This is a genomic window from Methanosarcina barkeri str. Wiesmoor, from assembly GCF_000969985.1.
GTDB classification, from domain to species: domain Archaea; phylum Halobacteriota; class Methanosarcinia; order Methanosarcinales; family Methanosarcinaceae; genus Methanosarcina; species Methanosarcina barkeri_B.
This window is the reverse complement of sequence record NZ_CP009526.1, coordinates 1-20,176: the sequence shown is the minus strand read 5'-3', so window position 1 is coordinate 20,176 and position 20,176 is coordinate 1. Positions and strand designations below refer to the sequence as shown.

16 protein-coding genes are annotated in these 20,176 nt (G+C 39.3%); 10 read left to right on the top strand and 6 right to left on the bottom strand.

Annotation, left to right across the window (positions count from 1 at the left end; genetic code table 11):
• Nucleotides 1-182 precede the first annotated feature (182 nt).
• Entirely contained in the window at nucleotides 183-1,178 is a 996-nt protein-coding gene (gene rtcA, locus MSBRW_RS00195) for an RNA 3'-terminal phosphate cyclase (RefSeq protein WP_011305982.1), read from the top strand.
• A gap of 236 nt (nucleotides 1,179-1,414) precedes the next feature.
• On the opposite strand, the gene MSBRW_RS00190 is transcribed toward rtcA, so the two are convergent.
• Nucleotides 1,415-2,038: an RNA 2'-phosphotransferase gene (locus MSBRW_RS00190; RefSeq protein WP_011305983.1), complete on the bottom strand. Its 624-nt coding sequence runs from the start codon at nucleotides 2,036-2,038 to the stop codon at nucleotides 1,415-1,417.
• Between the two features lie 550 nt (nucleotides 2,039-2,588).
• Between MSBRW_RS00190 and MSBRW_RS00185 the strand changes: the two genes are divergently transcribed.
• The 6 genes from MSBRW_RS00185 to MSBRW_RS00155 all read left to right on the top strand — a co-directional run bounded on the left by MSBRW_RS00185 (nucleotide 2,589) and on the right by MSBRW_RS00155 (nucleotide 10,078).
• The gene (locus tag MSBRW_RS00185) at nucleotides 2,589-4,043 is read left to right on the top strand and encodes an OB-fold nucleic acid binding domain-containing protein (protein WP_011305984.1); all 1,455 of its coding nucleotides are present in this window, start codon (nucleotides 2,589-2,591) and stop codon (nucleotides 4,041-4,043) included.
• Between the two features lie 813 nt (nucleotides 4,044-4,856).
• The gene (locus tag MSBRW_RS00175; RefSeq protein WP_011305985.1) at nucleotides 4,857-5,510 is read left to right on the top strand and encodes a CBS domain-containing protein; all 654 of its coding nucleotides are present in this window, start codon (nucleotides 4,857-4,859) and stop codon (nucleotides 5,508-5,510) included.
• 60 nt (nucleotides 5,511-5,570) lie between these two features.
• Nucleotides 5,571-6,386 (top strand): CBS domain-containing protein, encoded by an 816-nt coding sequence (locus MSBRW_RS00170; RefSeq protein ID WP_011305986.1) that lies wholly within the window; start codon nucleotides 5,571-5,573, stop codon nucleotides 6,384-6,386.
• A 342-nt stretch (nucleotides 6,387-6,728) separates the two neighbouring features.
• Nucleotides 6,729-7,724, top strand: coding sequence for a CBS domain-containing protein (locus MSBRW_RS00165; RefSeq protein WP_011305987.1), 996 nt, complete (start codon nucleotides 6,729-6,731; stop codon nucleotides 7,722-7,724).
• Nucleotides 7,725-8,285: 561 nt separating this feature from the next.
• Nucleotides 8,286-9,131: a CBS domain-containing protein gene (locus tag MSBRW_RS00160; RefSeq protein ID WP_011305988.1), complete on the top strand. Its 846-nt coding sequence runs from the start codon at nucleotides 8,286-8,288 to the stop codon at nucleotides 9,129-9,131.
• Nucleotides 9,132-9,301: 170 nt separating this feature from the next.
• Nucleotides 9,302-10,078, top strand: a complete 777-nt coding sequence (locus tag MSBRW_RS00155) for a CBS domain-containing protein (RefSeq protein WP_011305989.1) — start codon at nucleotides 9,302-9,304, stop codon at nucleotides 10,076-10,078.
• 496 nt (nucleotides 10,079-10,574) lie between these two features.
• Here MSBRW_RS00155 and MSBRW_RS00150 read toward each other — a convergent pair whose 3' ends face one another.
• The gene (locus tag MSBRW_RS00150; protein ID WP_011305990.1) at nucleotides 10,575-11,363 is read right to left on the bottom strand and encodes a TIGR00266 family protein; all 789 of its coding nucleotides are present in this window, start codon (nucleotides 11,361-11,363) and stop codon (nucleotides 10,575-10,577) included.
• A 342-nt stretch (nucleotides 11,364-11,705) separates the two neighbouring features.
• Here MSBRW_RS00150 and MSBRW_RS00145 point away from each other — a divergent pair, with 342 nt between their 5' ends.
• The 3 genes from MSBRW_RS00145 to MSBRW_RS00135 all read left to right on the top strand — a co-directional run bounded on the left by MSBRW_RS00145 (nucleotide 11,706) and on the right by MSBRW_RS00135 (nucleotide 14,867).
• Nucleotides 11,706-12,878 (top strand): RNA ligase, encoded by a 1,173-nt coding sequence (locus MSBRW_RS00145; RefSeq protein WP_011305991.1) that lies wholly within the window; start codon nucleotides 11,706-11,708, stop codon nucleotides 12,876-12,878.
• 315 nt (nucleotides 12,879-13,193) lie between these two features.
• Entirely contained in the window at nucleotides 13,194-14,264 is a 1,071-nt protein-coding gene (locus MSBRW_RS00140) for a translation elongation factor (RefSeq protein ID WP_011305992.1), read from the top strand.
• 45 nt (nucleotides 14,265-14,309) lie between these two features.
• Nucleotides 14,310-14,867: a gamma-glutamylcyclotransferase family protein gene (locus tag MSBRW_RS00135; protein WP_011305993.1), complete on the top strand. Its 558-nt coding sequence runs from the start codon at nucleotides 14,310-14,312 to the stop codon at nucleotides 14,865-14,867.
• Between the two features lie 139 nt (nucleotides 14,868-15,006).
• On the opposite strand, the gene MSBRW_RS00130 is transcribed toward MSBRW_RS00135, so the two are convergent.
• The 4 genes from MSBRW_RS00130 to MSBRW_RS00115 all read right to left on the bottom strand — a co-directional run bounded on the left by MSBRW_RS00130 (nucleotide 15,007) and on the right by MSBRW_RS00115 (nucleotide 19,056).
• Nucleotides 15,007-15,780, bottom strand: a complete 774-nt coding sequence (locus tag MSBRW_RS00130) for a sugar phosphate isomerase/epimerase family protein (protein WP_011305994.1) — start codon at nucleotides 15,778-15,780, stop codon at nucleotides 15,007-15,009.
• 261 nt (nucleotides 15,781-16,041) lie between these two features.
• The gene (locus MSBRW_RS00125) at nucleotides 16,042-16,521 is read right to left on the bottom strand and encodes an RNA-binding domain-containing protein (protein ID WP_011305995.1); all 480 of its coding nucleotides are present in this window, start codon (nucleotides 16,519-16,521) and stop codon (nucleotides 16,042-16,044) included.
• A 73-nt stretch (nucleotides 16,522-16,594) separates the two neighbouring features.
• Nucleotides 16,595-17,155, bottom strand: a complete 561-nt coding sequence (locus tag MSBRW_RS00120; RefSeq protein ID WP_011305996.1) for a dephospho-CoA kinase — start codon at nucleotides 17,153-17,155, stop codon at nucleotides 16,595-16,597.
• 656 nt (nucleotides 17,156-17,811) lie between these two features.
• Nucleotides 17,812-19,056 (bottom strand): ORC1-type DNA replication protein, encoded by a 1,245-nt coding sequence (locus MSBRW_RS00115; protein WP_011305997.1) that lies wholly within the window; start codon nucleotides 19,054-19,056, stop codon nucleotides 17,812-17,814.
• Nucleotides 19,057-20,176 lie beyond the last annotated feature (1,120 nt).

Below are 20,176 nucleotides of genomic sequence, written 5' to 3'. Positions count from 1 at the left end.
AGGAAAGCAAATACAAGAAAAGGAAATGGAAGGAAAGCAAATATAAGAAAAATGAATGAAGGAAAGCAAATACAAGAAAATGAATGAAGGAAAGCAAATACAAGAAAATGAATGAAGGAAAGCGAATGAAAGGAAAACCTCAGGATAACGTAAGATGAAATCAGGAAAATGGGGGGAAGCAAATGTTAGAGATCGACGGCTCTTATGGTGAAGGGGGAGGGCAGTTGGTCAGAACGGCTGTTGCTCTTTCCGCGGTTACCGGGCAAGGGATAAGGATTACTAATATCAGAAAAAACAGGCCAAGTCCAGGCCTGAAACAGCAACATTTAAAAGCACTGGAAACTGCAGCCAGGATCTGTAGGGCTCAGATTTCGGGACTTTTTCCAGGCTCTACTGAAATTTCTTTTGTTCCAGTGGAAATAGAGGGGGGTAAGTATGATATTGATATCGGGACTGCAGGAAGCATAACCCTACTCCTCCAGTGCATTATGCCTGCACTGCCGTTTGCGAAAGAGAAGGTCGAGCTCACTATAAAAGGAGGAACTGACGTGGCCTGGTCTCCGACAATAGACTACCTGCAGCATGTAACTTTCAGGGCTCTGGAGCAACTTGGATATTCAGGCAGCATAACCCTAAAAGAACACGGTTACTACCCTAAAGGAGGAGGAAAAGTTTCAGCTTATTTTAAACCTTGCAGGCTGCGAGAATTTCATTTTTTAAAAGAAAAGGAAGACATCAAGGGAAGTTCTCACGCCTCGAATCTTCCTGCTCATGTACCTTTACGCCAGGCAGAAGCTGCCAGTAAGAGATTAATGGAAGCCGGATACCCCTCTCTGATCGAAACCCAATCCTTTGAAGCTTTTTCCATTGGAAGCGGGATAACCCTCTGGATAGGCTATATAGGAGGGAGTGCACTTGGGGAAAGAGGACTTCCCGCAGAAAAGGTAGGCAAAAATGCTGCAGATGAAATTATTCCTGAACTTAGATCAGGAGCCTCGGTGGACACACATCTGGCAGACCAACTAATACCGTACATGGCTCTTGCAGGAAATAGTTCTTACACTGTCCGTGAACTCTCTCTTCATACTACGACAAATATTTGGGTCACTGAACAGTTTCTGGATGTCAAATTCAGGATAGAAAAAAAAGAAGGTCTTTTTGAAGTGTCCGTGAGTTGAAAGAGAAAAGGAAAGATAGATACAGAAAAAAGGAACAAGAGATAAAAGAGAGAAGATAAAAGGAAATCGGAAGTACAAGGAAAGAAAAGAAAAGAAAAAGGAAAGAAAATAGGAAAGAAAAGAAAAGGAAAGAAAAGAAAAGAAAAAGGAAAGAAAAGAAAAGTACCACAAATAACTTGCTAGAAATTAAACAATCAGTCTTTTAAAGTTATTCTTTTGAAATCAACCCTTTAAAGTCACTCTTCAACGACAAAAAGATATTCAGGAGGTATCCTTTCCGCAAGTACGATGTCATCAGTTGCAAGTTTGAGAGATATCCCATCTTCCTGAGCTTTAAAGGCATCGATTTGAAGGATGACAGGGTTTTCAGTATGAATAAGGGCCACTTCTACTGCTTTTTCATATGAAGTGCTGAGGTGGACATATCTTTGCTTTATTGGAAAAATTCCGTTCTCCAGCAGAACATCAACTTCTTCAGGGCTTGCCCCATAATACAGATATGGAGAATCGCTTTCCCTGTAATCCAGATCAATGTTGACAGAGTGCCCGTAACGTGCCCTGATTCTTGAATTGCGGATCTCATACCTTCCTTTTTCATCAGATTCTACAAGCGCGTAAAGGTATTCCTTCCTCATCCAGCTGTATCGCTTTCTCATAACGTCACAGAAATCGTTGATATTAACCCAACCGAATCTGTCCATTGTAACTCCTGCAGATTCTGGGAAATGCCGGAGAGTGCCAGATACAAACCTGCCAAGCTTTTCTTCCTTGTTATCGTCCAGCAGGTATCTTCCAGGGCGTTTACACTGCAGACAGCTGCCTCCTCTAAAATAGCCGTGCTCAGTGCATTTTCGAATCATGGTATCACGTACATAATGAAACTTTACTATAAATAATGTTTTGTTTTAAGTTTTATTTTGACAAAGCTGCGAAGTTAAATTTTCTGTTTCTCAACTATCTTCTGACCCAAAATGTTTCCTGGAATTTTGCAGAACAAGAAGCCTCTGAGTTCTTCAGTACTGCAAGCTAAGGAAAGGAATCTCAAGCTTTGATTTCAGGATATCTTTAGTTTGAAAGCCCGCGAGAGATAGAATAGATAAGCATAGGCATAGTTTATTAAACGGGCATAGTTTATTAATATGGATTCCGCTTTGTTGAGAAATACTTTCATCTGGCACACGGTAATCTTTAGTAAGACGGCTTGCATATCGTAGCGCAATATATAAAGTACTTCGACAGCGCGTGTTCAAACTTAAAATCAAGAAGAATAAACTTGCCTCTTAACAGTTTTTGAACTTTATTATACCCTGAATAGAATTCAAGGTAGCAACTATCACTAACAATTATTGCCACAGGAATTGAGGCAAATAATAGACACTGAAAATAGAAATCATACATTAAGGGGATAATATGACAGATATTGAATCAATTTATAAAAAACTTAGCCATGTTATCAGTAAAGAAGACTTCCTGCAACGTGTACAGGAAAAGGTCGAAAGCATGGGAGGGCTTTGCGATGAACCTATGGCTGCCATGCTGGTTGCCAACGAACTTGGATTTTCGGATGTAGGTCGGGACAGTGTAAAGATTGAAAACATTACAGCTGAGAGCGGACAAATTAACTTTGTTGCAAAGGTTGTGTCAGTTTTCGATACCAAAGAATTTACCCGAAACGACGGGACGATAGGTAGAGTCGGAAATATAATTGTTGGAGATGAAACCGGAAAGATTAGGCTAACACTCTGGGACAACATGGCAGATCTCATAAAGGCTGGAAAAATCATAGCAGGACAAACCCTCCAGATCAGCGGCTATGCGAAACAGGGATATTCGGGAGTGGAAGTCAATGTAGGAAATAATGGAGTCCTGGCCGAGAGTGAAGAAGAAATCGATGTGGCTGCCAACAACCAGAAAATAAAGGATATAAAAGATGGCATGGGAGACCTGAATTTGACAGGAAAAGTCCTGGAAATTTCAGAAGTAAGGACCTTCCAGCGAAAAGACGGTACCAGCGGAAAGGTCGGAAACCTGCTTCTTGGAGACAGTACAGGCACAGTCAGGGTGACCCTATGGGACGACAGGACCGAGTTCCTAAACCAGATAGAATACGGAGACACTGTGGAGCTGGTTAATGCTTATGCGCGAGAAAATGCTTTTACTCAGAAAGTTGAATTGCAGGTGGGAAACCGAAGTATAATAAAGAAAAGTGAAAAAAAAGTCGAGTACGAAGAGGAATTTGCCCCAATTGAAGATATAAGGGCTGATATGAACAATATTAACGTTTCCGGTAGAGTGCTCGATATAGGGGAAATCCGGACCTTTGAGAAAAAAGATGGGTCTCCCGGAAGAGTAGGAAATCTTCTTCTTGGCGATTCCACTGGAAAAATCAGGCTAACTCTCTGGGATGAAAAAACCAACTTTCTGGATGAAGTTGATTTTGACGAGACCATAGAAGTACTTCATGCTTATTCTCGGGAAAATGCCTTCAACCAGCAGGTGGAACTCAATCTAGGAAACCGGGGGATAATCCAGAAGAGTGAAAAGGAGATTGAGTATAGAGAAAAATTTACGGATATTGCTGATATTATCCCTGGGGAAAGCTATTCGGTCCAGGGGAAGGTTTCCGAAATAGGGGAACTCCGAGAGTTTGAAAGAGAAGATGGAACCGAGAACGTGGTTGCAAATCTCCAATTAAAAGACGAAACCGGCAGCATAAGGTTAACTCTCTGGGGAGAACAGGCTTATGTGATCGAAGATCTTGATATTGACTCCGAAATCCAGATCATTAATGCGTATGCGAAGTATGGCCTGAATGAAGAAATCGAGCTGAGTATTGGGAACCGAAGCAGAGTAATTATGCTTTAATCACTCTCCCTTTTTCGGCTTCTGGTTTGGCTTCGGCTTCTGGCTTACTCCTCAAACCATGCTTTTCAAGGTAAAAGCTTATGAAGTGCGTTCCAGTGGAAATAAAGGGGCCCGAAAAATTTCTTGTGAGAGAAATAGAAAGCATTACAAATATAATTTAGATTTTTTTAAACTGTATAAGCCTGTTTTCTAAAGTCTACTTCTCTTCTGCACTTCTTTCTAATACTTCTTCCAGACGATTAAACCTTTTTCATTCTCAGCAAAAACCTCCAGTGGAAATGTAGGGGTTCTGAAAAATTTTCTCCGTGACTTTACTAAGCTTTTTGCCATGTATTTTATCATAAACAAGCTAACTGGAGATTTAAAGTTAATGCGTTCGACTTCATGCAAGTTTATGTTCTCTACAAAAAAAGCAAACGCCGTTATTATTATGTACCATTGAATCATATATTTGAGCTGTAAAAAAAGTCCGAAAATTATGGGGAAAACGTCTTAGAGGAAGCGGACAAAAAATAAATCCGGGACAGCAAGCCTCACCGGAGTATCATCTTTAAAAAGCTAATGATTGCAAGGCCTAAACTGGACAAAGCCTAAACTGGAGGGAAAACTAAAGCAATCTTGAATGTTTTTCCACAGGGAACTGGATACCTGAAGAACTTTTAATCGAAAATGGCATTATAAATTATATTTTAAATATTATATTATAAATTATACGTTGTAAATTGATGTAAATTATCTGAATGTATCTGAATGTATCTATAAATTTTATATTGTGAATTGCCAATTACGGAATGAAAGGGGGAACAGCAGTAGATGGCAGATGTACCTGGAAGGGACACCGATGCTGAGAGAGACATGGGTACTGGTATTCATAGCAAAGAGATTGAAAGAGAGGTTTCAGTTGCTGAAGTCATGAATAAAGCAGTCATAATAATGGATATTAATTCAGATATTCCTGCCATTGCGAGGGAAATGGTCAGTCGTGATGCAGGAAGTGTCATCATTACAGAGAATGGCAAAGCCATTGGAATTATAACTGAAAGGGACTTTGTAAAGGGTATTGTTACAGAGGATAAAAAACCAGATGAGGTAAAGGCAAGTGAAATCCTATCAACCCCTTTGATAACCGTAGAGCCTGAAACAAGTATAGTAGAAGCTTCCGAGATCATGTTAAAAGCTAATGTTAAAAGGTTGCCTGTCCTGGAAAACAGTAGAATAGTAGGAGTGATTTCAAACACTGACATCTTGATAGTAACGCCCGGGCTTAATACTATCCTTAAAGAACTTATTGACATGAACAGAGAGGCTCTCCTTTCCACCCCCTCACTCGAAGAGGTTTCAGAGGGAGAAGATTTGCAAACTGGAATGTGCGAATCCTGTAATGTCTTTTCATATGATCTTAGATTTGTGGACGGAAGATACCTTTGCGGAAACTGCCGGCAAGAAGAAGGCGAGGACTACGAGTAACTTATGACCTTTAGATATCATTTTGAACTTCTTTTTTTAAAGATTATAAGGAGGTAGACAATGAACGTTAGCGAGATTATGACAGATGAGCCTGTGAGTATCAAAGAGAGAGAATTTGTGACTCGCGCCCGTCAGTTGATGCGCGATTACCTTCTCCGAAGCCTTGTTGTTGTTGATGAAGAGAACAGGCTTGTGGGAATGCTGAGTGACCAGGATATCTTAAGGATTACCTCTACTCGCTCGAATGTCACAGTCGGCGGGTATGCAAGCCAGTCCCCTACGGTCACTCCAGATATGGATATTATAAAGGCCGCAAAACTGATGGTGCAGTCGAAGCAGAACAGAGTTCCCGTTGTTAAATCTACTACGGACCGTACAGTGGTTGGAGTCCTGAGTAATGTGGATATTCTCAGAAACGTCGAAGTTCCAAAAAATATTCCCAAAACATTGCAGGCCGTAATGACGAAAAAAGTCAAAACGTGTTCACAAGAGGACAAAGTCAGCATAGTCTGGGCGCATATGCTCGAAACCGATTATACAGGTATTCCTGTAGTTTCAAAGAAAGGCGAACCCATTGGAATGATAACTCGCAGAGACATAATCAAATCAGGTGCTGTGCGCACTGAAGTGGAAGACGAGAGACGAACAAGGCCTAATGAAAGCCCAAAAGTTGAGAAGATAATGTCAACTCCTACGTATACACTTTCAGAAAATGATTCCATTCAGAGTGCAATTGAGATGATTATTCACCAGGATATCGGAAGAGTTACCATTGTAAATGAAAAAGACAGGGTATCCGGAATCGTTGATAGACAGGACCTTCTAGAATCTATTGTCAATGTATGGCCTGAAAAACCCTTCGAAAACCGCCTTTGAAAAAATATATAATGAAAAGTATCCGGTGAAAGGTAACAACTAACCGCAGAATTTAAAGAAAATTTAAAGAAAATTAATGAAATGCGAAAAACAGCAGTAAGTTTTCACACAAAAAGATTATAACATCAAAGATCATCATTAATAATTATAAATTTAGGATAAAGTAAACCTTTTGGAAAGATTCGGGAGAAATTGCTTTCAGGTTTTATTTTTTTCCGGGAGCAAATCTGGATCTGTTGAGAAATGAACTGCAGACTCCAGGAAAGTTTCTACAAGAAAACAGGAAAAGAAGAAACAGAGAAACGGAATACAAAAAAAGCAATTAACTGCAACTCGAATTCGGTGGTTCTATTGAACAGAAATACGACATTTTCGTCCGTCGATAAGATGAAGGTTCAGCCAGGTGTGAGCAAATCCAAGAAAGCGCAGCAGAAAGACCCACACACGATTAGCAGCATGGGTACTATGCGAATAGGTCCTGAGTTTAAATCCCGTATTTCAGAACATGAGGGAAAAATCCTGGCCCTTGCAACAAGGAATGTAGTAACACTCCCTCCAACCGCAACAATAATGGATGCAATCAAGATTATGACTGAAAAGAGGTTCAGGCGCATTCCTATTACAAACGCCGGAACACGGAGGCTGGAAGGGGTAGTTACTTCCGTAGATATTATTGATTTTCTGGGGGGCGGAAGAAAGAATCTGCTCGTTGAAAACCGCTTCAAAGGTAACCTTCTAGCTGCGATCAACGAAGAAGTACGGCAAATCATGGAAACTGACATTCCCTATCTTTATGACCAGGCTGACTTTAAAGACGCTGTTTCAACAATGATTGAAAGAAGAACAGGTGGTCTGCCAATCGTGAACAGTGACATGCAGGTCGTCGCAATCTTTACCGAAAGGAATGCACTTGAACTGATGGGTGGACTTGTGACAAACAGAACTGTTGATGAATATATGACCGAGAACGTCAAGATGGTATCAACTGATACACCCATTGGACAGGCAGCAAAAGTAATGGTAGATAACAGGCTCCGAAGGCTTCCTGTAGTTAAAGATGGCATCTTCGCAGGAATTATCACGTCCTCTGATATTATCCATTTCCTTGGAAATGGAGAAGCTTTCAGTAAGCTGACAACAGGAAACATTCACGAGGCTCTAGACCAGCCTGTAGGTTCTATTGTCTCAAGAGATCTGATATGGACTGGTCCAGGTACAGACCTGGGAAAAGCAATGGAAATAATGCTTGAGAAAAAGATAGGTTCACTTCCGGTCCTGGATAATGGGCTGCTCCGCGGCATTATTACTGAAAGGGATCTTCTGAGATCTCTTAAATGAACTTGAGAATATAATCAATTGATTAGATGATTCCAATTGATTAAACCTGGTCCAGGCGGTTCAAGCTGGTTCAAACTATTACTGGTTCAAACTGTTACGGAACTTAACTAAGTTTAGCGAAAATTAAAGTCGAACTGATCCTTAAGTCGACTGAGCCCGAAAAACCTTCGGGTTTAAGTTTTAAGAAGATTAAGCTTCTAGGAGATTAAGCTTCCAGGAGATTAAGCTTCCAGGAGATTAAGCTTCCAGGAGATTAAGCTTCCAGAAGATTTGGATAAAAGGAAAATTCTCTAGCTGGATAGATCGAGAAGTAAACCTGTACTTTGTGGATAGATCAAAAAGTAAGCTGTACATTGAGTACTTAAAATTTGAAGTGTAGCTCATTTTAAAGTAAGAACTTTATAAAATAAGAACCTATTAAATTAACTCTCGCTTCAACAAGAGGTACTGGTTACTTCCTTAAAAGTTGACCAAGTATAGCTAAAAATTATAACTTTTGCTTCCGATTCAAAAAGTATAATTATTGACACTTATATATTGTAAAAGTGAAGGAGGTACTTCATGAATGTAGCGGACATCATGAGTTCACCTGTGTACGTCGTAAACACAGAAGAACCCGTGTCACGTGCGAGAAAACTGATGTTAAGGCATAAAATCAGTACGTTGCTTGTTCTCAATGAGGACAAGATAGTGGGAATCGTTACAAAATCAGACATCACTAACCGTCTGGCTCAGGCTGAACCTCTCTGGAGGAGAAGACCGATAGATCAGATCCCTATCAAATTATTGATGACTGAGTCGGTTATTAGCATCTATCCTGAAGCCTCTATTTCCCAGGCAGCTGCCTTAATGCTTGAGAACGGAGTGCATACTATTCCGGTGGTAAAGAACGATATTGTAGGTATTATCACCAGGACAGATCTTGTGCGCTATGTTGCGGAAAATAAAGAGGATATGAAAACAAAAATCTCTAAATTAATGACTGAGGATATTATTTCTGTTCACAGGCATCATACTATCAACCATGTAATTGACGAAATGAACAGGAATAACATCGAAAGAGTTATTGTTAAAGACGATGCAGGAAAGCCTGTGGGGATTATTTCCAGCAGAAGCCTCGCCTTAAATCTCTTAACTGATTTTCAAGGCGAACTTTCCATGAAAAATATCAAGATGACCAGGAAATCCTCTCCTGGAGGCCAGAAGACCTATAGATACGTAAAAGAGTTACCTTTGACCGCAGAAGATATCATGATATCTCCAATAAATTCCATTGACGTAAATGAAGATGTTAGTGCAGCCGCCAAAAAGATGATGGAAGATGGAGTGACTGCATTACCTGTCAGTGATGGAGAAGATATAGTGGGTATACTAAGCAGAACCGATATCATGAAAGCCATCCTCTGAAACACCGCAGTGGAGGTATGTACTGCGAAAAAAACAATAAACCGCGATAGATAAATCATCCAAAGTAAGAAAACGATACGGAATTAAACCGTAGGAAACGGATGAAGAAAACACGCAAAAAATTGCGAAAAATATAATTGAAAATTCTGGATACGCATGAGGTGAATTGCATGCAAGCTAAAGACATAATGGTACAGCCATACAGGATTGATAAGTCAGACACTATATCTCACGCTCTGGATCTAATGGAAAAGAAAAACACAAAACGTCTGCTGGTAGTTCATGACGACCAGATAATCGGTGTACTTACAATGAGAAGTCTGACAGAGCAGCTAGGGACTCGTAAGAAACTGAGTAAACCTGCATCCTCTCTGCATGTTGCAACAGCCGTATCCGACAATTTTGTAAAGGTTCTGCCTGATACCGATACCAGGGACGTTCTTACCCTGATGAAAAAAACTGGTGGCGTAATTATTGTCACTGATAATGGAAAAGCCCTGGGCTGGGTGACACCCCAGGAATTCATGGAACTAAACCACTTCACAGGCTTTGCCGGGGAAGTAATGGAAAAAAGTCCCGTAATTATCAGTTCATCTGAGAGGGTTAGCCACGCTAGGCGACTTATCCTTGACAAAGATGTAGGAAGGCTGCCAGTAATTGAAAACGGAAAACTTGTAGGCATTATTGCTGAAGACGATATTGCCTTTGCTATGCGTTCTTTCAGGGATCTAGTGGCTGATAATCAGCAGGATTCAAGGATCAAGAACCTATTGGTAGGAGATATTATGACCCGTAGTGTGATTAGTGTCTATACCAATACTCCACTCGAAGAAGCTGTTAGGACAATGTTAGAACATGATGTGGGAGGTGTTCCAGTCCTTAGCTTGGATGATGAACTTGCTGGTTTCCTGGCCCGCAGAAATGTAATAAATACACTTGAGAAGTAAGCTCAAAACCAGAGAAAGAGAGCCAGAAAAAACTTAAGTGAAATCCTGAAAGCCAGTAATTAAGAAAAGGCCTGCTTTTAAGAAAGCAGGCCTTTTTGAATTTCTACGCTTTCCTTTGAATTTCTACGCTTTCCTTTGAATTTCTACACTTTCCTTTGAATTTCTACGCTTTCCTTTGAATTTCTACACTTTCCTTCGAATTTCTACACTTTCCTTTGAATTTCTACACTTTCCTTTGGACTTTACAATTTCCTTTGGACTTTACAATTTCCTTTGGACTTTACAATTTCTTTTGGACTTTACAATTTCCTTTGGACTTATTTCTTGCTTTAAAACAAATTCTACTTTAATCCCATTTAAGAAAGGTTTCTATTTTACAATGAATCCCCTTAAGAAAGATTTCTATTTTACAATGAATTCCTCTTTAAGATGAACTCGATTTTAAAACCAATTTCACTTTTAGAATATTTTTTTTGTTTAGAACAATTTCCCATTTTTAGAATGATCTATCTCCACCGATGAAGCCCCCCAGGATACCGGTCCCAGCAACGCCGTTTTGTTCTTCCCGGTTACCAAAGGCAGAGGCTGCAAAGATTCTGTCAGCGAGGCGGGAGAAAGGCAGACTCTGCATGTAAACCGTGCCCGGGCCTGTAAGGGTTGCAAGAACAACTCCTTCACCACCGAAAAGGGCGTTTTTAAAGTTCCTTGACCAGGTTATATCATAGGTTACGGTTTCAGTGAAAGCTGCCACACAGCCTGTATCGACACGATAAGTCTCACCAACTGCTAGATCTTTTCTTATAACTGTGCCCCCTATATGGAGAAAGGCCAGACCATCACCCTTCAGTCTCTGCAGGATAAAACCTTCGCCACCGAAGAACCCTACTCCAAGCTTGCGGGTGAAAGCTACTTCTATCTCTACTCCGCGAGCAGCACAGAGAAATGAGTCTTTCTGACAGAGGAGACCGCCTCCGAACTTTGTGAGATCAAGGGGGATAATCTTTCCCGGATAAGGAGCCGCAAAAGCTACATGCCCTTTTCCGGAACCTTTTTGAACAAAGCTTGTAATGAAGAAACTTTCTCCTGTCAGGGCTCTTTTAAGTCCTTTTTTGAGACCTCCAAAAAGTCCACCACCGTCATTACTCATACTGGTTTGCATCTGAATTCCGGGTCCCATGTAAGCCATAGCCCCGGCCTCTGCTTGAACGGCTTCTTCAGGATCAAGCTCAATTTCAACTATCTGCATATCGTTGCCGATAATCTCGTAGTCAATCTCATCTGCCATATTATACTCTCCAATCTTTTTGCAAACTTAGATGTAACAGATTATAAGCCAAATACTTAAAAACATTTTCAATGTACTGAGACATTCCCCAATTTGTTGCTCAAGAAACAAGTAAAAACAGGTTATGTACTGATACTCATACCTGAGAATCATATCAGATACACACCCGAGAATCGTATCGGATTCACACCTGAGAATCGTATCGGATTCACGCCTGAGAATCATATCAGATACACACCCGAGAATCATAAATAAACCATAATGATACTCTGAAGACGTATCATTCTGAAGGCATGCCTGAGAACGACAACTTATTTCAGGCCTGAAAACAGATAAATAAACATGAGCAGAGAGGGGAACGAGGAGATAGATCCTCAATTTATAGCTAGACTTGCCAGTTTCCTGGGATTTAATAAGGAAAGGGTTCAGCACCTTTTTGAGAAAAACTATCTTGCCCAGAATTGGGGAAAATATGAATATCTGTTCCGTTTCGATAAGGAGATCTCACATATCGAAAGGGGAACCGTGCTTTATGAGAAAGACGGTTCTTTCGAAATCATTATGGGTTTCCCGAAAATCCGGAGAGCCATGGTACTGGATCCCACAATTAAAAAGCACTTTAACGGCCTTGAAAAAGTGGCCGTGGAAGAAAAAATGAATGGGTATAATGTCCGCATAGCGATTGCAAAAGACGAAATCCTTGCAATTACCCGGAGCGGGTATATCTGCCCTTATACGACTCAAAAAGCAAAAGAGAAGCTGAATCTGAAATTTTTTGACGATTTCCCTGAACTTGTACTTTATGGAGAAATGATAGGCCCGGACAATCCTTATGTTCCAAAAGATATCTATGACATCGAGTCGGTAGAGTTTTACATCTTTGATATTCGGGAAAAAAACAGCGGTAAGCCTCTTCCAATAAAAAGGAAGCATGAAATTCTGGAAAAATACGGCTTTTTCCAGGTAAAGTTCTTCAAGGAAATTCCCCTAGAAACTGCTGCTGAAGAAATAGGAAAAATCATCCGGGAACTTGGAGAAAAAGAACATGAAGGAGTCGTAATAAAAGATCCGGAAATGGTTCTTTCTCCGTTAAAATATACCTCTTCCCAGAGTAATTGCTCGGATCTCAGGCATGCCTTTAAGTTTTACAATGAGACCGGCAGAGACTATATGCTTTCCCGGATTGTCAGAGAAGGTTTTCAAACAGTTGAATGGAACGAAGATAAGGATGAGTTTGAAAAACGCTGCATGCAGTTAGGGAAGAGTATACTTGGCCCTCTTAGTGAATCCATCCTAAGTGTAAAAAACGGCCAGCGTTTATATGAGGAAGCAAAGATCCGAGTAAGGGATCTAAAAACTGCAGCCGAGTTCGAAGATTATCTTAAAAGACTCGGGATAGATGCAATTTTTGAAGAGCCTCAGTTAGTAGGAGGAGAGTATCTGGTAATTATAAAAAAGATTAATAAAAGTACTAATGATAAAACTCAAGCAATCTGGCAGGGCGAACCATGGTAATCTTTCCCTGCCAGACTGCTTTCCCTGCCAGACTGTGTTTTTAAGATTTGACTTTTTGAGAACTTTGGAGTTTAAAAATTTATTTAAAGTGTTTCGAAAAGAAATATATTACAGAATAATTATACCAGATGCATTATACCAGATGTAGGTTCAGATTTATAATACCTTGTAAATTCAGAGTTATTAATAACATGCAGCTCAAGAATGCAGCTCAAGAAATTAAAAGGGATTAAAAGAGATTATAAGGAATTATAAGGAATTACAAGAAATTACAAGAAATTACAAGAAATTACAAAGAATTAGAAGGAATCCAGTATGACAAACGTTGCAATTATCGGGACGGAAAAGAGCGGAAGAACCTCCCTTGCCGCAAATCTGGGGAAAAAAGGAACATCCTCTGACATAACTATGTACAATAATGCTAAGGAGAGCCGGAAAATGGTTTTTGTAGACTCGCACGGCTATCCCAAAGCTTTAAAATCCCTGATTACGGCACTGAATATTTCAGATATGACAGTTCTCTGTGTCCCTCCTGACGGCCTTGATAGGAATAATCCTGCAAGTGTTCATACCGGAGAATGCATTGTTGCCCTGGATCTGCTTGGCCTTAAGCATGGAATTATTGCCCTGACAAAGTCCGACAGTACCCATATGTATGCAATCGATGAGCTGAAAAAGAAAATAAAACTGATGACTGCGGGCACTTCTCTCCAAGACTGGGACTGTATTTCCCTGAATACCAACAAAAGTGCAAAAAATCCTTTTGAGGGTGTGGAAGACCTCAAAGCTAAAATTTCCGAGATTTCGGAAAAAATCGAAGCTGAACAGGCTGACTTGAATAGTCTGCCTTCAAGAGTGTTTATAGACCATGCGTTCAACGTTACTGGAAAAGGCTGTGTTGTTCTTGGAGTTGTCAAACAGGGGATTTCAAAAGACAAGGACAAGACTAAAATTTTCCCGATGGATAGAGACATTGAAATCCGATCTATCCAGAGCCATGATGTGGATATTGAAAGTGCACCCACAGGCACCAGAGTAGGAATGCGTCTTAAAAACGTGCAGGCCAAAGATATAGAAAGGGGATTTATTATCTCCGATAAAGAAATCATAAGTACTGATTATGTCCTTGAATGCACCATCTCAAAATTCACGCGAGCAATTGAAACCTCAAATGTGCTTCATCTCTTTGTTGGCCTGCAGTCCGAACCTGTACGTGTGGAGAAGATCCTGGTTGATGGACAGGAAGTAAAAGAGGTAAAGCCTGACAGTACTTGCGTACTGGAACTTTCAGGTAACAAAAAAGTAGCTTACAGTAAAGAAGACCGTTTCCTGCTAGCAAACCTTGACCTACCTCAGCGGTTTGCAGGTTATGGTTTTATGAAATAAGTATTTTATAATTTTGTTGTTAAATAATTCATTTAAGGGTATAATATGGAAGAGGATGCAAGAAAAAATGAAGCTGCTTGTGAAGACAAAGAGAGTAATGTAAGAGATAAGATTCTCTATGGAAATGTTTTTCACAGAAATGTCTGCTGGCAGCGTTCGTACCAGAAACCTGAAGGTGAAGAGCTTATCATGGCACTGTATGGCAGCCTCAGAAACGGGCTTTACAATAGCCGCCGTTTTGATCTGCAAAACAGATCAGAGTTTCTGGGCACAACAAAGGTAGACGGATACGCTCTTTACTCTCTGGGCCCTTATCCCGGCATCTACCCTTCGGAAAATTCCTGTGTTTTAGCCGAAGTACGCAGGTTTTCAGGAAAACAGCAACTTGAAATTGCCAAATCAATCGATTATATGGAACTTTTCGGAGGATACCACAGAGAATACGTGGATCTGGAAATTGATGAGCAGAAATTCAGAGGCTTTATTTACGTTTATGACGAGAAACCTGAATCGGAAAGAATCGAGCATGGTGATTGGGCCAGATACTTGAAAGAAAAAGAGTTACAGGAAAGAGAATTACAAGAAAGAGAGTTACCTGAGTGAAAGAACTGAAAAGATAAAAAACGAAAAAATAGAGGAGAATGAGAAAATAGAGGAGAATGAAAAAATAAAGCTATGGAAAAATAGAAACCTTAAACCTGACAGATTCTCTAAATCTTACAGATTTCTTATTCTCTAAATCTTACAGATTTCTTAAAAAATCAAGGCTCTCAATTCCTTCTTCCACAGAACTCATCTCGGTAACGAAAATTCCTTTATAATCCGAAAGTTTTTCCATAACTCGTATCCAGTCTATTGTGCCTTTTCCAAGGGGTAGGTGTTCATCTTTTTTACCCATGTTGTCATGGATATGCACATGAGAGATATTATCTTTAAGAAGGTCCAAAAAGTCGTCAATAAGCCCTACAGTGTTTGCGTGTCCTACATCGAAAGTAAAACCCACATTATGGCTTCCAATAGATTCAAGCATCTCAAGCATCTCGTCAGGATATTTTCCGAAGATTTTCGGCATGTCGGGCATATTTTCGACAGCAACAAGGATTCCGAAATCCGCAGCAAAGTCACAGATTTCTTGGAGAGAAGCAAGATTGGTAAAATAAGCTTCCTGCGGAACCTGCACGCCATAAGGGGAAAGGTAACCAGGGTGTACTACAGCGAGATTGACATAATTAGAGGCAAGAGTCAGGTAGTGTTTCATCTGCCTGATGACTTCTGCCCTGATTGAGTCATTCAGGCCTGCCAGATTCATATCCGAGAAAGGCAGATGCAGAGTTAATTCAAGGCCTGTGGTTTCACTGATATTTTTCAAATTCTGAATGTTCTTGCTGTTCAGGCACTGAGAACCTTCCTGTACGATTTCCCAACCGGTATACCCATGGTCTTCGAGCGTGTAAGCCCATTTGAAAGGGTCTTCAACGACTGCACGCGAAGAATAGCTGATTCTATGCAATTGCATGATGAAAGTTCATTCCTTTTCATTTATCAATATACGTCATCTAGCGAGAACTGAGATATATTTAACTGAACGAGTTTAATGAACGGTTTTAATGAACAAGTTGAGTGAACGGTTTTAATGAACAAGTTGAGTGAACGGTTTTAATGAACAAGTTGAGTGAACTATTTACGATCTCATTTTTATAAAATAGTAGAGACGTTAACAATATATAAAAATATACAGATAAATAAATATATGTTATGTTAAACGTATTAAAGACCTTCAATCCTTCTCCACATAGTCCATTTCTACCTCAACAACAGGTTTTCCTTCTTCAGTAAGGGGCAAAAGCCATTCAAAAAGTCTTTCCATTTCTTCCTGAGAATCAACTCTAATAATGATTTCAATAGATCCAAGAGGCTCTTCCTGTGCAGGTACACTGGGAATTCCGACAAAAGCAGCCTGTTTGTTGAGAGAAAAACGGACCGAAAGCCCGTCACTAGACAAACCTTTACTGAAAGCTTTATTGCGGACACTATCTATAATTTCTTCCCTGCGAACAAGCCCATGCAGAGTTTGCAGAATGTCAATTCCTCCTTCCCCTGAAAGGAAAAAAGAAGGAGAAACTCCTGTTTCTGACCCAGTGTCCTCAATAGCTTCCTTCTCAAGTTCAATATCAGTAAAAAGGGATGAGACTGCTTTGATAACCTTTTCTAAGTCTTCTGTAGGATATACAGCTGCTGAAACCTTAACGTGTATCATAAATCTGCTCCAGTAATTTAAAAAGGATTTATTCCAGAATTTTGAATTTTTTTCAGAAATATACTCAAGAGAGTTACTCAGAAGGGGTTTGTCGTAAGTAATTGCTCAAAACTTCAACAACGTCCTTTTTGAAAATTTCCAGAGTGGAATTATTTTCAATTTCAATGTTCGATGCTTCTATAGCTTCTCCCATTCCCCAGCTGAGTTCTCGTTCGTCCCGGTTGCGGAGCCCTTCTATACTATTCATATCATCGCTTCTGCCTCGTTTCTGAACTCTGGAAAAGCGGATTTCAATAGGAGCGTAGATCGAAATCAGAATAAAACCTTCTCCTAATTCTCGCCTGAAGCATTCCACTTCAGCAACTCCGCGCACTCCGTCCACAACAATAAGGTCAGAGCCAGCATCCCTTATTTGGGAAATGCAACGTACCGCAACTGCATCCATACCCTCGCATTTGCGAAGCTGTGTTGCAACCATTCCGGTGTTGGAATCATTGGGTTCAAGCCCGCGCCTTGAAACTTCCTTCCGGATCACATCACCCATGTTAATAACGGGAATTCCCATTTCAGCAGCAATTCTGGCAGCTTCCGACTTTCCAGATGCTGGCATGCCTACGAAAGCTATTATCTTCATCAAAAATTACCCTTTAAACTTTAATTAAACTTAAAATATTAATTTTAGATGTTGTGCCTGCTTATTAACTTGAATTATTGGATAGTGAATCATTGGATTTAAACTATTGAATCACAGATTACTGGATTCGAATTATTGAAACATGGACTACTGGATTTAAACTATTGAATCACAGATTACTGGGTTTGAACTATTGAATTATTAGGTTTGAACAGAAACCTGGATATATTGAATCCTAATTTCAAAGGTCAATAAAGCTAAAATTATAAATTAAATAGTAAGTTGAATACTCAAGTCCATAAGCTAACTGTAAGACGATATGATTCTAGTCAAATCACAGGATCGTATATATTATTTCCTGAAAACTAATACATAAATAATACAAATAAGCTGGAGAGAAGCTGGAGCGCGAAAAAACTGAAAAACTGAGAATAAAGAAAGGTCAAAAAAAAGTCAAAAAAATTTGAAGTAAAGAAAGTTAGAGAAGACTTAAAGGCTTGAAGCAAGAAAGGTTTAAAGAAGTCAGGAAGACCCCGAAAAAATGAGAAGTTAGCAGGTAGGCCAAAAAACCAGGATGAAGAATATGAAAGTCTCATCCCGTGAAAACATGCCTCATTTCTATGAAAACATGCTATCTTTATGAAAACATGCTATCTTTATGAAAACATCTTGCTGAAAACTGATGCCTTGAAATCTACCAGAGGTTTGAGCCTGTAATCCTCAAGAAGTACTTTACGAGTGCTTTCTACTGGAACGCTCAGAGAAATTTCTTTCGTTCGACCGTAACGGCCTTTACTTACAACCACTGCGTTGACTATGCCCAGCATATCAAGTTCGGACATGAGATCAGTAACCCTGCGCTGGGTAAGGATATCCACATCAATATGGTGACAGAGCTGGCGATAAACATTATACATCTCGCCTGTTGTGACATTCTTACCTTCTCTGCCCCTGCTCCGCAAAAGAATGATACTATAGAGTACGAGTTTGGACTGCGTTGGAAGGGTTCTTACCACTTCGACTACGCGATCAACTTCGATTTTTTCCTGAGCGCGCCTTACGTGCTCTTCAAGAACCTGAGGCTGGTTTTCCCTTTCTGCAATTTCTCCCGAAACCCGCAGGAGATCGAGTGCGCGCCTTGCATCGCCGTGTTCCTGAGCTGCAAAAGCAGCGCATAAGGGGATTACCATCTCACCGAGAGAGCCGTCGGTGTAAGCCATTTTTGCTCTTTGTTTCAGGATATCGCTTATCTGCTCAGCATCATAAGGAGGAAAAATCAATTCTTCTTCGCCCAGGGAACTTTTGACCCTGGGGTCCAGAAATTCCGTAAATTTCAGATCATTTGAAACGCCGATCATACTGACTTTGGCTCTCTGCAAGTCTGTATTGATTCTCGATAGGTTATAAAGAACATCATCTCCTTTTTTGATCAGCTTATCAATTTCATCCAGAATTATGACAATGACCTGCTCTTTGGAATCGATTGCCTCCTTGAATTTCATGAAAACCTGGTCAGTAGGCCACCCAGTCATAGGAACTTCTTCTTCGAAATGTCTGGCAAGATTTGCAAGGAGACGGTACTGTGTATCAATTACTTCACAATTAATATAAACAACCGAACAAAAAAGTGATTTCTCTTCACTTACCCTTTCAAGTTCTTTTCCAACATAACGGGTAACCGCGGTTTTTCCTGTCCCGGTTTTCCCATAAATAAGTACATTGGAAGGAGTCTCTCCTCGGAGTGCAGAAACTAGGATTGTTGCAAGACTGTTAATTTGCTCATTTCTATGCAATAAAAGGTCAGGAGTGTAAGAAGGCCGAAGCACTTCTTTATTTTTGAAAATTGATTTCCCGTCAAGTAATTTTTCGAATAAGCCGTCTAATGATTGAGCTTTTATCATGAAAATCCTCTATAAAAATTATGATATTAGGCATTTAAGGAATTAAGGAATTAAGATACTTCTAACGTAGATAATTAATATAATGTGAACCATTGCACGTCAAACTAATTGATAGTAATATTACTATGCAAATTATATATAATAAATTAATACAGTTGATAAACTCTGTTTTTTAAATGTTTTTAATTTTAAGTGTTTTAATTTTAAGTGTTTTAATTTTAAGTGTTTTAATTTTAAGTGTTTTAATTTTAAGTGTTTTTAATTTTAAGTGTTTTTAATTTTAAGTGTTTTTAATTTTAAGTGTTTTTAATTTTAAGTGTTTTTAATTTTAAGTGTTTTAATTTTAAGTGTTTTTAATTTTAAGTGTTTTAATTTTAAGTGTTTTTAATTTTAAGTGTTTTACTACTACCTGAAATCAGGAGGAATTTTAATAGTCTGCAACCAATTTAATCCTCCGAATCTACATCTATTAAATATTACGTATTTAGAGCTACGTTTTTAGAGTTATGTTTTAGATTTTCCTTTTCAAATGGTTGCACAATTATAACCACAACTGCTTGATAAATTTTAGACTGAATACATAATAACCTTTTAGCGGGTTTCAATAATTATTGTAATGGTCATTATTGTAATAGTCATCAAAGGATTTTAGAGGGTTATAAATGGGGGTTAATGTAAGGGTATTTGGAAAGAGAGAAAGAGGGGAAAAGGTTAAACTCTTAATTCCGAAGTCTTAACTCTCAATATCTGGAACTAAAGTTTATTTTAGGATTTCTAAAATTTTACTTCATTATTGTTTGTACCTTTATGAAAAACCCTATAAATTCCGCTAATAAGGAGAAAGGGGTAGAAGATACATCTTTCTTATAGTTAATGCCTGAAACTCTCATTTTCTACTAATTGCTGATAAAATTGCGGGCGAGTCTTAAGTATTAAGATACCTCGCAAGCCAGATAAAATCTATATTCCCGATCTTCTTTTGTTAAAATTTTAGGTAAAATTGGTTTATAAGCAAGTAATTTTAAGTCATATTTGCAGTAGATCCAATGGAAGTACACCGTATTAATTGTTATGGTAAAGACCCCTGTATTTCCACTGGAAAAGATTTATACCTTAAATA

Bases quoted from the DNA above. Each gene is read 5' to 3' on its own strand.
- MSBRW_RS00130 (WP_011305994.1), bottom strand. From the start codon at position 15,780: ATGCAATTGCATAGAATCAGCTATTCTTCGCGTGCAGTCGTTGAAGAC.
- MSBRW_RS00140 (WP_011305992.1), top strand. From the start codon at position 13,194: ATGACAAACGTTGCAATTATCGGGACGGAAAAGAGCGGAAGAACCTCC.
- MSBRW_RS00175 (WP_011305985.1), top strand. From the start codon at position 4,857: ATGGCAGATGTACCTGGAAGGGACACCGATGCTGAGAGAGACATGGGT.
- MSBRW_RS00135 (WP_011305993.1), top strand. From the start codon at position 14,310: ATGGAAGAGGATGCAAGAAAAAATGAAGCTGCTTGTGAAGACAAAGAG.
- MSBRW_RS00125 (WP_011305995.1), bottom strand. From the start codon at position 16,521: ATGATACACGTTAAGGTTTCAGCAGCTGTATATCCTACAGAAGACTTA.
- MSBRW_RS00145 (WP_011305991.1), top strand. From the start codon at position 11,706: ATGAGCAGAGAGGGGAACGAGGAGATAGATCCTCAATTTATAGCTAGA.
- MSBRW_RS00185 (WP_011305984.1), top strand. From the start codon at position 2,589: ATGACAGATATTGAATCAATTTATAAAAAACTTAGCCATGTTATCAGT.
- rtcA (WP_011305982.1), top strand. From the start codon at position 183: ATGTTAGAGATCGACGGCTCTTATGGTGAAGGGGGAGGGCAGTTGGTC.
- MSBRW_RS00190 (WP_011305983.1), bottom strand. From the start codon at position 2,038: ATGATTCGAAAATGCACTGAGCACGGCTATTTTAGAGGAGGCAGCTGT.
- MSBRW_RS00120 (WP_011305996.1), bottom strand. From the start codon at position 17,155: ATGAAGATAATAGCTTTCGTAGGCATGCCAGCATCTGGAAAGTCGGAA.
- MSBRW_RS00155 (WP_011305989.1), top strand. From the start codon at position 9,302: ATGCAAGCTAAAGACATAATGGTACAGCCATACAGGATTGATAAGTCA.
- MSBRW_RS00170 (WP_011305986.1), top strand. From the start codon at position 5,571: ATGAACGTTAGCGAGATTATGACAGATGAGCCTGTGAGTATCAAAGAG.
- MSBRW_RS00115 (WP_011305997.1), bottom strand. From the start codon at position 19,056: ATGATAAAAGCTCAATCATTAGACGGCTTATTCGAAAAATTACTTGAC.
- MSBRW_RS00160 (WP_011305988.1), top strand. From the start codon at position 8,286: ATGAATGTAGCGGACATCATGAGTTCACCTGTGTACGTCGTAAACACA.
- MSBRW_RS00150 (WP_011305990.1), bottom strand. From the start codon at position 11,363: ATGGCAGATGAGATTGACTACGAGATTATCGGCAACGATATGCAGATA.